The 12,892-nt window shown below is 60.0% G+C and carries 14 protein-coding genes and 1 pseudogene; 7 read left to right on the top strand and 8 right to left on the bottom strand.

Translation table 11 applies throughout. From position 1 onward, the window contains the following. Positions 1-359: 359 nt before the first annotated feature. Positions 360-677, top strand: coding sequence for a DUF982 domain-containing protein (locus RHIBUN_RS0106870; protein WP_025658986.1), 318 nt, complete (start codon positions 360-362; stop codon positions 675-677). Positions 678-761: 84 nt separating this feature from the next. On the opposite strand, the gene RHIBUN_RS0106865 is transcribed toward RHIBUN_RS0106870, so the two are convergent. Together RHIBUN_RS0106865 and RHIBUN_RS0106860 are read right to left on the bottom strand one after the other, a co-directional pair. Beyond that, positions 762-1,751: an aldo/keto reductase gene (locus tag RHIBUN_RS0106865; RefSeq protein WP_025658985.1), complete on the bottom strand. Its 990-nt coding sequence runs from the start codon at positions 1,749-1,751 to the stop codon at positions 762-764. A gap of 319 nt (positions 1,752-2,070) precedes the next feature. Then, on the bottom strand, positions 2,071-2,307 hold the full coding sequence (locus RHIBUN_RS0106860; protein WP_025658984.1) for a hypothetical protein: 237 nt from the start codon (positions 2,305-2,307) through the stop codon (positions 2,071-2,073). A gap of 314 nt (positions 2,308-2,621) precedes the next feature. On the opposite strand from RHIBUN_RS0106860, the gene RHIBUN_RS0106855 reads away from it, so the two are divergent. The 3 genes and pseudogenes from RHIBUN_RS0106855 (at position 2,622) to RHIBUN_RS33145 (ending at position 4,235) form a co-directional block, all read left to right on the top strand. Continuing rightward, positions 2,622-3,335, top strand: coding sequence for an SDR family oxidoreductase (locus tag RHIBUN_RS0106855; protein ID WP_025658983.1), 714 nt, complete (start codon positions 2,622-2,624; stop codon positions 3,333-3,335). Positions 3,336-3,404: 69 nt separating this feature from the next. Beyond that, positions 3,405-4,037 (top strand): DsbA family protein, encoded by a 633-nt coding sequence (locus RHIBUN_RS0106850; RefSeq protein ID WP_025658982.1) that lies wholly within the window; start codon positions 3,405-3,407, stop codon positions 4,035-4,037. 31 nt (positions 4,038-4,068) lie between these two features. Next, a pseudogene (locus RHIBUN_RS33145) lies at positions 4,069-4,235 on the top strand (tautomerase family protein). 96 nt (positions 4,236-4,331) lie between these two features. Here RHIBUN_RS33145 and RHIBUN_RS0106840 read toward each other — a convergent pair. Together RHIBUN_RS0106840 and RHIBUN_RS0106835 are read right to left on the bottom strand one after the other, a co-directional pair. Beyond that, positions 4,332-5,000 (bottom strand): VOC family protein, encoded by a 669-nt coding sequence (locus tag RHIBUN_RS0106840; protein ID WP_025658981.1) that lies wholly within the window; start codon positions 4,998-5,000, stop codon positions 4,332-4,334. Positions 5,001-5,157: 157 nt separating this feature from the next. Next, positions 5,158-6,162, bottom strand: coding sequence for an SDR family NAD(P)-dependent oxidoreductase (locus tag RHIBUN_RS0106835; protein WP_025658980.1), 1,005 nt, complete (start codon positions 6,160-6,162; stop codon positions 5,158-5,160). Between the two features lie 100 nt (positions 6,163-6,262). Here RHIBUN_RS0106835 and RHIBUN_RS0106830 point away from each other — a divergent pair, with 100 nt between their 5' ends. Next, positions 6,263-7,201, top strand: a complete 939-nt coding sequence (locus RHIBUN_RS0106830; RefSeq protein ID WP_025658979.1) for an AraC family transcriptional regulator — start codon at positions 6,263-6,265, stop codon at positions 7,199-7,201. A 77-nt stretch (positions 7,202-7,278) separates the two neighbouring features. Here the strand turns inward: RHIBUN_RS0106830 and RHIBUN_RS0106825 are convergent, their stop codons facing one another. From RHIBUN_RS0106825 to RHIBUN_RS0106815, 3 genes are read right to left on the bottom strand one after another with little or no spacing between them, the layout of a single operon-like run. Next, entirely contained in the window at positions 7,279-8,268 is a 990-nt protein-coding gene (locus RHIBUN_RS0106825) for an enoyl-CoA hydratase/isomerase family protein (RefSeq protein ID WP_025658978.1), read from the bottom strand. 38 nt (positions 8,269-8,306) lie between these two features. Continuing rightward, entirely contained in the window at positions 8,307-8,777 is a 471-nt protein-coding gene (locus tag RHIBUN_RS0106820; protein WP_025658977.1) for a RidA family protein, read from the bottom strand. Beyond that, positions 8,771-9,496, bottom strand: a complete 726-nt coding sequence (locus RHIBUN_RS0106815; RefSeq protein ID WP_025658976.1) for an SDR family oxidoreductase — start codon at positions 9,494-9,496, stop codon at positions 8,771-8,773. Before RHIBUN_RS0106815 ends, RHIBUN_RS0106820 begins: the two co-directional genes overlap by 7 nt. Before the next feature lie 277 nt (positions 9,497-9,773). On the opposite strand from RHIBUN_RS0106815, the gene RHIBUN_RS0106810 reads away from it, so the two are divergent. Further along, the gene (locus RHIBUN_RS0106810; RefSeq protein WP_025658975.1) at positions 9,774-10,859 is read left to right on the top strand and encodes a nitronate monooxygenase family protein; all 1,086 of its coding nucleotides are present in this window, start codon (positions 9,774-9,776) and stop codon (positions 10,857-10,859) included. A 122-nt stretch (positions 10,860-10,981) separates the two neighbouring features. Beyond that, entirely contained in the window at positions 10,982-11,452 is a 471-nt protein-coding gene (locus RHIBUN_RS0106805) for a nuclear transport factor 2 family protein (protein ID WP_025658974.1), read from the top strand. A gap of 588 nt (positions 11,453-12,040) precedes the next feature. Here RHIBUN_RS0106805 and RHIBUN_RS0106800 read toward each other — a convergent pair. Beyond that, the gene (locus RHIBUN_RS0106800) at positions 12,041-12,691 is read right to left on the bottom strand and encodes a LuxR C-terminal-related transcriptional regulator (protein WP_025658973.1); all 651 of its coding nucleotides are present in this window, start codon (positions 12,689-12,691) and stop codon (positions 12,041-12,043) included. Positions 12,692-12,892 lie beyond the last annotated feature (201 nt).

The raw sequence follows: 12,892 nt of genomic DNA, 5'->3' as shown, positions 1-12,892 counted from the left end.
TTTACGAGCCATCGCAGTGCCATGCCGTCTTTCACGCGCTCAAAGGTCGAGTTAACGGTCCCGCGTGTTGCATGAAGGGGCGCTTTAGCGGGGCGGATGCCGGGTTGATGGTGCCTGAAACCAACAGCGCAGTGAAGTATGTTACCGTAAACGACGCACGTAACGACACTGGTGAGGCTGCGGTGGCAAGCTCTAGGGCCGGGCCGCTGGGATCCAAAGTAGACATCATGATTGGCGGTCTAATTTCAAGAGTGTCGTAAAATCGTCCGGGCGACACGCCATGGACCGTTCGAGACCATGAAAGCGCCGCGATCCGATAGGAGTCTTTGCCCGTAGCGACTCAGGGGAGGAGCACGCACATGCTTTCAACGAGCGATTGGACCTTTGGTCTGGAAATCTGGCTGCCTGACTTTCCGCAACCCATCGATATCAAAGGAACTGGCGAAGCTTCCGCATTACTAGCTGACAAGTGGCCGGTAACCTTTGGGCCGGCGTTTGAGCGTGCGCTTGCCGTTTGCGCGGCAGTTATGGAAGGGTTGCTCCCGGCAGACGATGCAAAGCTGGCCCTCATTGATGCGGCCGAAGAAGTCGGAATTTCCTGGATGGACCGGATCTATTATGTTCCCGATCGTCCGGATGGTCTGACGAAATCGCCACCTGCCGGGCAGGTTCACTAGCGCCGATGTCGGCTCAATCTTAAGCCGTCCTAAAGGCGAACGAAAAGAAGTACGTCACACGTTGCTGCCTGTGGATCCTCGCAGCTAGAACCGCTGCGCCGCCGCCGGCTTGTTTCCGGTAATTGCATCGATCCGATCGAGCACGTCGGAAGTCAACTTGTCCCTATGCGAAAGGGCCGCAAGATTGTCCTCCAATTGACTCGTGCGCGACGCGCCAAGGATCACAGTTGAGACATTCTTGTTGGCCAGACACCACAGCAGAGCAAGGTGCGTGATCGAGATCCCGATCTCGTCTGCGAGCTTCGCCAAATCGCGGACTTTCGCGATCTGGGCGCGGCCAGCGTCGCTCGATAGCTTCTCCTTCAGCCACTCGTATCCGGGAAGGTTCATTCGGCTGTCAGCCGGCACGCCGTCGTTATATTTGCCGGTGAGGACGCCTGATGCAAGCGGCGACCAGATCGTGGTTCCGAGACCGAGAAGGTCGTAGAGCGGCCGATAATCGGCTTCCACCTTTTGGCGCTCGAAGATGTTGTATTGGGGTTGCTCCATCGTCGGCGGCGTGATGCGAAGATCCCGCGCGACGGCGTAAGCCTCGGTTAACTGCTGCGCCGACCATTCCGAGGTTCCCCAGTAAAGGATCTTCCCCTGCGCCACGAGATCGTGCATCGCCCGAACGGTCTCCTCGATCGGCGTATCGAGATCCGGCCGGTGGCAGAAATAGAGGTCCAGGTATTCTACCTGCAGCCGCTTGAGCGCGGCGTGGGCAGCATCGGTTACGTGCTTGCGCGACAGCCCGCGTTGCGTCGGCTTCTCCCCGCCCCAGAACACCTTGCTGGAGACGATGAAGCTATCGCGGCTCCAGCCGAGCGTCTTGAGCGCTTCGCCCATCACAAGTTCGGATTTTCCACTCTCGTAGCCTTCGGCATTGTCGAAGAAGTTCACCCCCCTGTCATAAGCGAGCTTCATTAGGCTGACCGCATCGCCGCCATCAACCTGCTTGCCAAAGGTGACCCATGATCCGAAGGAGAATTCGCTGACTTTCAGGCCCGATTTGCCGAGACGACGATATTCCATAACGAACCTCCTACGAATGTTTACAAGAAATCAGCCGAGCAGCTGTTCGTAGCGAACCTAGCCCTATCCCGCTTGGGCGCAAGGCCAAAAACGAGAACGCGGAGCCGAGCATTTCCTCAGCCTTCGGGTTCCTGCTTGCTGTCCTTAGCCAGGCAGCCGAGACTTGCCAACTGATTGGGAAGGTTTACCGCAAAGGGGCGGCAGCGTTCTGTTTTGGTTCTGCAGGATCTTCACCACCGCCGATCCTTCCTGAAAATGCTGTCCGGCCGCGATATGCCCTCTCTTAGGTTCGTGACGGGCGGACACAGCAGACTTTCGTTCATGGCAAAACGCCGCCCGCAATCTTGAGGTCTTCGGTATCAAGCGCTTCGTCAAACTTATCCAAGATCGGCTGAAGCAGCGCTTCCGCATCGCTTATGCGACCCTCAGCCGCTAAGAAACGAGCTAAGTCGGTCGCGGCACGAAATTCCCAGCCGCGGGCACCCATGTTCCGGATTGTGTCGAGGGCCTGCAACAAGCACGTGTGCGTCTCGTCTGACGCCGACATCGACAACAACAGGTTCGCCTTTACACGCAGAAGTTACGACATATAGCAGAGATCGCCGTTGGCCTTGACTCTCCTCGCAAGCGCAGGCCGGGTGTTACGACTGCCGCGAAGCCGACATGCGGCGCCGCTCCCCATCTTCGGAGTGAGCTCCGACGGATCTCCGGGCGGCAGGAAGCATATGGTGATTATGCCGTTTGGCGGATGAGTATCCTCCTTCTGTCGCCAATTCTCCCGAAGCTGGCGAGCATCTAAATCAATTGCACCGACGCCACTGGCGTTGGACGGACCGATGGATCGGCCGTCGCAATCGAAAGGATGCAATCATGAGCAGTCATCAGAAGGTAGCCATCATCACCGGCGCGTCCCAAGGCATCGGCGAAGGCCTCGTCCGCGGATACCGGGAAAAGGGCTACAACGTCGTAGCCACCTCGCGTTCCATCAAAGCTGGTTCCGATGCCGGCGTTCACGCTGTCGCCGGCGACATTTCGAAGGTCGAGACCGCTGAACGCGTCGTTCGCGAAGCCATCGAGCGCTTCGGCCGCATCGACACTCTCGTCAACAACGCCGGCGTATTCACAGCCAAGCCGTTCGTCGACTTCACGCAGGAAGACTACGATCTCAACTTCGCCGTGAACGTCGCTGGCTTCTTCCATATCACGCAGCGCGCCGCAAAGGAGATGCTGAAGCAGGGATCCGGTCACATCGTCTCGATCACCACAAGCCTCGTCAACCAGCCGATCGCTGGCGTCCCGGCGGCCCTTGCTTCGCTGACGAAAGGCGGCCTGAATGCCGTCACCAAGGGACTCGCGCTTGAGTATGCCAAGACCGGGGTTCGGGTGAACGCCGTGTCGCCCGGCATCATCAAGACCCCCATGCACGCCCCTGAAACGCACGAGTTCCTTTCGGCCCTGCACCCGGTCGGCCACATGGGCGCGATCAGCGACATCGTGGACGCCGTTCTCTACCTCGAGAACGCCAGCTTTGTGACCGGCGAGATCCTGCACGTGGACGGCGGTCAGAACGCCGGTCGCTGGTAACACGCCTTCGGACCGAACGGCCTGACGCAAGAGCGTCAGGCCTCCCAGACGATAACGATTGGAACAACGATGGAACTGGTACTGGCCGCAGACCCGATGTGCTCGTGGTGCTATGGGTTCGGAAAGGAAATGGAACTGCTGCTCGAACGGCGCCCGGAAGCCTCTCTGCAAATCATACTTGGCGGTCTCCGCGCCGGCGCGACCGACGTTCTCGACGATGCCGGAAAGCAATTCAGGCTGCATCACTGGGTTAGGGTCGAAGAGGCAAGCGGTCTTCCGTTCAATCGTGAAGGGCTGCTGGCGAGACAAGGGTTCGTCTACGATACCGAACCGATTTGCCGCGCGGTCGTCGCCGCTCGCATCCTGCGTCCGGAAGCCAACCTTCTCAAGGTCTTCAGGGCGTTTCAGCATGCCTTCTACGTCGACGCGCTTGATACCACCGATGGCGTCGTCCTCGCAAACGTTGGTATCAGTGCCCTGACGACTTTGGGCCATCCCACAACTGCTGAAGAGTTCCTGGAGACGTGGAAGCGAGGCAGCACGATCGCGGAAGCGGCGAACGACTTCGCCACCGCCCGAGCAATGAGCGTTTCGAGCTTCCCGACACTTTTCGTCAGGAAGGATGCCAGGCTGGCCAGGGTTGGCTCGGGGTATGCACACGTCGACGCGCTCGAGCAGCACCTGTCGGCGCTGGGCTTCTGAAGGCAGACGGACAATTGGAAGGTACCAAACGATGACTATTGTAAACGTGCAGGTTACTCGCGAAGGAACTGCGCCGGGCCGCCAGTCGGTTAGAAGGCCCGCCTCATTGCGGGCGTGAGCCAGATGCTGCTCGAGGTCCTCAACAAGCCGCTCGAATCCACTTACGTGGTGATCGAAGAAGTGGACTTCGACAACTAGGGATGGGGCGGGCTGCCGACCGCGGAATATCGAAAGCTCGCCGCCGCCAAGGGCACCTGGTCCGCTTGGGGGCGGCAAGCGCGCAGTTTGATCGTGTCAATCCGGAAGATCGGCCCCTGCTTGCTCGGCAAGCATGTATGCGGCGTACCAATCGGGCCAGTCATCGTCATGCTTGCCCCCGTTTCGCTTCTCATGCTCGCCATGGGCAGCCGCAGCGCGCCGAAGGGCTGCTGCCATATCGCTACCGGAGGTGAACGTCGCGCCGTTGGCCTCTTTTCGACCCGGTAGCCTCGTCGTAATCTCCTGGAGGAGCCATCCGTTGCCGTCCGGGTCGCTAAAGGATGCGAACGATCCATAGCTGGCGCGCGAAGGGTGTGGGCCGGGCAGCCGTCCATCGGTGTTCTTGTGGTGGAAGACGCCGCCGACGTCGTGGAAGACCCCGCTCATTTCAGCACCATGTGAGGCCAGTGCCGCGTGAGCCATCTCAATGTCCGATACGATAAGATGCAGTCCCTGAGCGGAACCCGGCGCCGCGGATGTGACGTTCGATCCGAAGATCACCGAGCAGGGAGATCCCGGCGGCGTGACTTGAACGACGCGGAAGCCGTCCTTGCCGGGCACGTCGGCGTCGAGACGCCATCCAAGTCCCGTATAGAATGCCTTGGCACGGTCGACGTCCGAAACTGGGATCACGACGACCTCCAGTTTCATGTCGGCATCCTTCACTGTCTTTGTCGCGGTCGTGCTACGCTCCTGAATGGTCATCTTGTCATCCCTCGGTAAAATTGCCGCGGGGAACTTCCCGCGACCAGGCCCACGATGCGCTCGCCTCGGGGGACCGTCCATTATCCAATGGTGTCGCCGCCAACGCCCCCATTGACTCTGGCATCCAGCGGGTGAGGAACGGGAGGAGTAAGACGGTTCAAATCGACAATTGAGTGTCGGTTTCCCTCTCGCTCATCATCCAGAGGCGCTCAGCAGAAGCAGGATCTACCGCATAAGGCGCGACTTTCGACGTTCGCCGGTCCCGCCCATCGAGCAAGGTGACGATGGACCCGTCCTCGAGAAGCGCTATGTCCGAATTCGCGCAGAACACGCCCCCGAGGCCGGCGAGCTGAGGGCTGACTGCGCACCAAACATGGGTTGCCGCACCTTGCGGAATCGATTTCATGTCCCTGTCAGGATCGATGACAGGCACACCCTTCTCGTCGAGATTTCCCATTTCCTTCAGGCGTTCGGTCGAGATGTGCTTCGCCAGACCAGTCACGATACCGCCGGGGTGTAACGAGAACGCGCGGATCCCGAAGTCGCGCCCTCGGCGATCAAGTTCGACAGCAAAGAGGATGTTGGCTGTCTTCGACTGTCCGTACGCGCTCCAGCCATCATATGGGCGGCGCTCGAAATTGAAGTCGTCCCAGACGATGTCGGAAAAGCGGTGACCCATTGAGGAGACCGAAACGACGCGCGCGCCTCTAGCTCGAACCAATGCAGGCCACAGGCGGAGCGTGAGCTGAAAATGACCGAGGTGGTTGGTCGAGAACTGCAGCTCGTTGCCTCGGGAGTCGCGGCTCAGTTCCGGCAGCGCCATGATGCCCGCGCTGTTGAGGAGAATGTGCAACGGAAGCCCCGACCGGACGATGTCACAGCTAAAGGCGTCGATCGAGGCTGGATCGGTGAGGTCCATCGGCCGGACTTCGATCCCGCCACCAGTCTCCGCGATAGCACGTGGCGCGCGATCTACGTCCCGAGCCGGCACGATCACCCGGGCTCCAGCCGACGCCAGCGTCCGCGCGGCTTCTAGCCCAAGGCCCGCATAGCCGCCTGTCACGATCACCAACTTTCCGGTGAGGTCGATACCGGCGATGATGTCGAGCGTCGTGCTGGAGGCATGGAAGCCGGATCCGAGTGGCGTCTGCGTCGTAGGCATTTGGTGAGTTCCTTTCGGTGACTGTTCGCCCTTGGATATGCTCTCCGATTGCCGTACTTTGAATATTCAGAAGTTCCAGTTTCTTTCGCCAAAGTTCAAAATGACACGCGATCCGCTATCACATACCCTCAAGGTCTTTGACGCTCGTACGATCTATGCCGGCGGCTTTATTGGTGGCGGCGACTGGGCCATCCGTTTCGAACCACCGCGCAAGATCAAGTTCTTCGTTGTCGGTCGCGGGCACTGTTTCCTTGCCCTTGACGGCACAGTCGCAAGATTCCGGCTCGAGGCCGGCGACATCTTCATCTTGACGCGTGACGTCGGGTTTGTGGTCGCGAGCGATCTGGCGCTTGCTCCGCAGCCGGCGGCCGAGATCTTCAGGGGCGCCGGGAAGTCCATCATTCCAGTCGGGCAGGGCGACGACTTCCTGTTTCTCGGAGGTCATATCGATACACACCATGCCGGCGGACGCCTGATGATCGAAAGCCTGCCGGATTTTGTTCATCTTCCGGCGGCCGAAAGTGGAGCGAGCCGACTTGGAGCTTTGATCGGCGAACTCGTCGAAGAGGCGGCAGGCGACGCTCCAGGGGCCGAAATGGCGTGTTCAAGTCTAGCCCATTTGCTGCTCATCCAGATCCTACGTCGGCACCTTTCATCAGGAGACCAGGTTCGTCCCGGCTGGCTTCGCGCCGCCTGCGATCCAAAACTCGCCCCAGCGCTCAACCTCATGCACGGCGACATTGCCCGTTCCTGGACGCTTCCTGAACTCGCCCGTGCGGCGGGAATGTCTCGGACGGCTTTCGCGGTTCACTTTCGTAATGTGACCGGACGCCCGCCGCTCAACTATCTGACTGAATGGCGAATGCTCCAGGCCGAACGCGCGCTTCGCCAGGAGGGCAGTTCTATCGCCAGGGTTGCGGCCTCAGTCGGATATGGTTCCGAGGCGGCCTTCAGCACCGCTTTCAAGCGCGTGATGGGCGTATCGCCTCGACGTGGAGGCCGACTTTATCTCGTCGAGGAAGCGGCGCACGCTTCCTAGTGTTGTTTGCCCGTGCTCGCACGAATCATGTGAGGTGTCCGTGCGATTTGCCATGGACTGTACGGACACTTGTTTACCTATTTGTCGGCCAAAGTCCCTGTGTAGTGGCCAAGTCTGGCCTCGATGTCCGGATTGGTCTGCAGGCCCATGTCCATCAGCTTGCCAATGTTCTTCTGTGCGACCGGGCGCTGTACGGAGGTGATGAACGCGTCCCACCCGGCGCCGATCTCGGGGTTGGACGGCAGGCTTGCATAGTCGACGAGACGCTTGGTGTCGGCAATCGCCTGCCGGTCGAAGCCGGAGATGCGAGTGGCGAGGGCGTCTACGAACGGGTCAAGCTTGTCGTCGGGGAACGACCGGTTGACGTAACCATACTCCTCGGCGAGATCGCCATTGATGTCGTCGGAGCCGAGCAGAACCTCAAGCGCTCGGCCCCGGCCCATCAGACGGGGAAGCCGGGCCATAGGACCACCACCGGGTACGAAGCCTGCGCCGACCTCCCATTGGGAAAGGATTGCCTTCTCCCGGCTCGCAAAGCGCATGTCGCTGGCCAGCGCAAGTTCGCTACCGACCCCCGTTGCGCGTCCGCGTATCAGTGCGATGGACACCACTGGCGCCTTGCTGATGCGAACCAGCATGTCCGGAAGCGGATGAAGTCCCGTCGTCCCTGATGGCAGGCTGGTGGATTCGGAAAGCTTGGGCGTGAAGTTGTAGTGGGTCAGGAAAAAGCCCGGCACCGCACTGTCGAAGACAATGACGCGCAAATCGGGATCCGACTCGATCTCGGCGACGACCTTCTCCATCTGCGGAATGGTCTCCGGCCCGAAGATGTTGAAGGGCGGGTTGTCGAAGGTCACCCGCCAGTACGCCGGGGTTCTCTTGTCGACCTTGATCTGTGTCTGCTCGCTTGCAGGCTGAGCTTGCTCGCCCGCCGGACGGGCCGTCTTTTCGGCGACGCCCGCCTGGCCGGAAAGCGCAAGGGCGGGCAGCATCAGAAGGGCGGTGGCCGTCAGAAACTTCGACGAGACAATGACGACGTTCCTCGCATCCGTTGGCTTGATCTTCATGACTTACTCCATCGTTCAGATTGGAAGAGAAAGGTTTGCTAGGGCTCGATCTCGAAAACGAGTTCGACTTCGACCGGCATGCCGAGTGGTATGCTGGCGACGCCGAGGACGATACGCGGTGGGACCCGATCCGCTCCGAAGACATTGAGCAGCAGTTCCGAAGCGCCGTCGGCGACCTTCGGATGTTCACGGAAATCTCCCGGCGTAGCGATGTAGACGCCGAGCTTGGCGATGCGACGAATGAGATCCAGCGATCCGAGCTGCGCCTTGGCAGCGGCAAGACCGCTGAGGCAGGCCGTCCGCGCCGCGTCATAACCTTCGAGGACAGACAATTCCTCGCCGACGCGCCCATGATAAACCGGATCGTGTCCAACCACTGGCAACATGCCGCTGAGGAACAACAGGGTGTCGCACTGGACAGCTTCGACGTAGGCGCCGAATGGGGTGGGCGGAGGAGGCAAGGCAATGGCCAGTTCCTCCAGTCGCGCTTCTGGGCCGCGGGCTACCATTTGCCGAGATGTGCGCCGTTGTCGACGTGCAGCACCTCCCCGGTGATATTTGCGGACTCCGTCAGATAGACGACACCGTCGACGATCTCCTGCACCGCGGTGATCGTTCCCATCGGCGACAGCGATTTCAAAAAGTCCTTGGGGTTGGACGCATGAAGCGGCGTGTCGACGACGCCTGGAGACACTGCGTTGACGCGAATATTGTCTGCCGCAAATTCCAGCGCGAGGCTTTTGGTAATCGCGTTGAGTCCACCCTTTGTGATCATCGGCAATGACGCGTTCACGCCCGCGATCGGGTGATCCGTAAGGGACGACGTGATGGTGACGATGCTTCCGCCAGACTTCTGGCGAAGCATCTGCCTGATCGCGTGATTGGTGAAAAGGATGAAGCCTTCCACGTTGGTCGCGGAGAGCTTCCGGAAATCGTCGACCGTGTATTCTAGGAAGGGCTTCGTAAAAAAGATTCCGGCGTTGTTGACGAGGGCGTCGACGGATCCGAAGCGGTCGATTGCCCGCTGCGCGACCCGTTCGGCGGTGTCGGGATCGCTGACGTCGCCGTCGACGAGTTCCAGACGGTCGGCGCGGTCGAATGGCGTCGTCTCGCTGATGCGTCTCGAGGTTCCCACGACGTTGTAGCCCTTGTCGAGGAAGGTCTGCACGATGCCGGCTCCGATCCCTTGCGAGGCACCGGTTACCACCACTGTCTTCTGCACACTCATGGATGCCTCCGTTTTGATGCAAAGAGCCATTCGCCTGCCGTGGGGGCAGGTCGGCTTGTTTCGAAATTGATGCGCTGATGCCGGCCGTGCCGGAAACGAAGGCGCTTACGCCCTGCGTTCTCCGCAACCATCGCGCCGATTTCCTCGAGGCGCTATTGTACCAAGGTGTCCCCGATACTTTGGGATCGATTGGCGCGCGTAGACACCAAGGTGCAATGGACCGCAACGAGCACCGGAGATATGACGGTCAGACCCAGGATACGAAATGGAGTCCGACATGACGCGCTGGCCCGACCGCCGAATCCTCGACTTATTCGGGATTGAAATCCCCATCATTCAAGCGCCCATGGCTGGTTCGACCACGAACGAGATGGTCATCGCCGCTGCACAGGCGGGCGGCCTCGGGTCGCTGCCAAGCGCGTTGTTGAGCATCGATCAGCTAAAGGCGGCTCTGACGAGCATCCGCAGCTCGACGAAGGCTCCTTTGAACGTGAACTTCTTTGCGCATCACACGCCGCCCTCCGATCCAGCCGCGCAGATGCGGTGGAGGGCGCTGCTCGCGCCATATTACGTCGAATCCGGCCTCGATCCAGCGGCGCCGGTGACGGCAGCCGGACGTGCACCGTTCGACTCCGCTTTCTGCGAGGTGGTGGAGGAGTTCAAGCCGGAGATCGTGAGCTTCCATTTCGGCCTGCCGGAGAAGTCCTTGGTGCAGCGAGTGAAGGCGACCGGCGCGAAGATCATCTCGTCGGCCACTACTGTCGCCGAGGCCGTCTGGTTAGAAGAAAACGGCGTCGACGCTGTCGTGGCAATGGGTTTTGAAGCCGGCGGTCATCGCGGAAATTTCCTGACGCATGACATGTCCACGCAGGTCGGAACGATGGCGCTGGTCCCGCAGGTCGTTGACGCGGTGAAGGTCCCCGTCATCGCGGCAGGAGGCATCGCTGACGGCCGAGGCGTGGCGGCCGCCCTGATGCTCGGTGCTTCTGCGGTTCAGATCGGAACTGCGTACCTCTTCTGCCCCAAAGCAAAGATTCCTGCCGTTCATGCGCAGGCGCTCGGTGATGCGCGCGACGACAACACCGCGATCACCAACGTCTTCACCGGCAGGCCCGCCAGAAGCGTTGTCAATCGCATCATGCGCGAGCTCGGGCCCCTCTCCGAAAGCGCTCCACCGTTTCCAACCGCCGCGGCCGCTCTCGCCGCAATCAAGGCGAAAGCGGAGGAGGCGTCCAGGAACGACTTCACGAATCTTTGGTCAGGGCAGGCGGCGAAGCTCGCACCGAGGCTGTCCGCCGGCGATCTGACCCGGCGCCTGTATCAGGATGCCCTCAAAGTCATCGAAGGACGGACGCAAGGCTGAGCCTGGGAAGTGTGTCGGATTGCGCTTCTGATACGGGGGCCGCAGTCGAGTGGCACGCGGGAGGTTGATGGGCTGGCTTCTATTTCCCAACGGTCGCTTTTGAAGAAACGAAAGGATTCGCGATGGAACGGCATTTCGTTGAAATCAGTGGAAGCGAAGCCAAGGCCGGCGACGGTAGCCCTCTCGACGCTCTGATAGAGTTTTATAGAGCGTTCAACAGCGGAGACATGGCCGGGCTGGAGTCGGTCTGGTTCAACGGGGAGGCTCCAAGCATGGACAATCCCATCGGCGGCATCCGCCGAGGGTGGCCTTCGATCTCCCAAGGCTATTCCAGGCTTTTCGAGGGCCAGGCTGAGGTCCGCGTCACCTTTCACGATTTCACGAGCCAGGGTGGCGCCGACTGGCATCTCTTCGTCGGTCGCGAGCGAGGCCAATGCAAGACGCCGCGTGAGACGATCGACGTTGCTTTCCGGACGACGCGGTGGTTTGTCCGAAAGGACGATGCCTGGCGGCTGCTCCACCATCACGGATCGGTCGAGGACCCAAAGATGCTTGCCGATTACCAACGGTTGATCTCTAGCGAACGCAAATGACCAAGCGGCAGAGCCGGCGGTTGTCGGCGCTGTCTCGTTCACGACGTATGGCCATGGCCATAAATCGATAAAGCCGGGACCTTCGAGATTACCCGCGAACTCCGCCAGCCTGATGTGCCCTACATCACCCGCATGATTGGCTCCGTACAATCAACCATCGGCCGACCCACACTCCAATGCAGGGAAGGCCGTCTCCAGGCGGATTGGAGACGGCCTTGGCGGATCGTGGGAGGGGGATCCGCGAGCTCCAGCGGCGGGAGGAACACTGGAGCGCTTGCTGCGCAAGCTTATCGCCAACTAGGGAGGCGATAAAACATAGCCTAAGCCGTGACGGCCATTCTGGTAAGTAAACTTAGGTATTGCCCGAATATACCTGATGGCAATTTCGGCAATCACCCGAGAGATTGATAGGAAGCATCCGAGGGCTAAGGACAAACGTCTCGGGCGGTAGCACGGGTCCAATGATCTCCGTCGAAGGCAGTCAGAGAAAAATGGATCGGCGAGGACGCCTCCGACCTCTTTCGCTGACAGTTCTCGGCGTCCCGTCGGAGCCGGCGGCAAATAGTGGTGCCCCGGCTGGATCCGTGTTTAGTGTAGCGGTGCAGCGCCAAGTTCGAGTTTGGCAGCCATGTTTACGAGCTCTGGCAACGATCGTGCACGCATCTTCCTCATCACCTGCCCGCGGTGGGCCTTGATCGTGATTTCGCTGAGGCTCAGTTCATAGGCGACCTGCTTGTTGAGTAGCCCAGCCACCACGAACTGCATGACCTGGCGCTCGCGCACCGAGAGGGACCGATAACGCCGGTCGAGTTCATTGACCTTGATGGTTGATTCAATGGCGGCCTGTATCTCTTCAAGGAGAGCAACCGTGTTCACCGGCTTCGACATGATTGTAAAGTTGAACCGAGATGCCGTCATGGTCATGCCGCGATGGTCGTGGCTCGTTAGCAGAATGACCGGGCAATGCATCGCATAAAAGCAGATGATCCGGGTGAGAGTCTGGACATCCAGATCGGGCAGATCAGCATCGAGAACGATGCACCCGAAGCTCGAAACGCGTCGGGCGGAGAGAAATTCAACTGCTGATCCGAAGATGTCAGGTCGCCAGCCGCACGACCGCAACTCGTCGGGCAGGATCTCGCCGATCTCATCATTGTTGCTCACGACGGATACGGACGGCGCGTCCGACGTCGATATCTTGTTACTTGGGAATGTCTGAGGCAGACCGCCATTGTACATGCCATTCTCCTCCGGTTCAAAGATGAATTCACGTCGAAGTGGTATCTATCTTAGAATGCGCCGACAGCGCGAAGCTCGCCAACAAGAATGGCTATTGTCTAAGCCAATACCGCCCGTGAAGCGACTTAAGTGGGTTGAGAGAATCTGAAATATCCTGAAGTATCCGGTGCGGCGTCTCCGCCGTCATGAATCGCCGCGGCG

It is taken from the genome of Rhizobium sp. IBUN, from assembly GCF_000510625.1.
Classification (GTDB): domain Bacteria; phylum Pseudomonadota; class Alphaproteobacteria; order Rhizobiales; family Rhizobiaceae; genus Rhizobium; species Rhizobium altiplani.
Note: the sequence above shows the minus strand (reverse complement) of the source record. Positions and strands in the feature narration are given on the sequence as shown.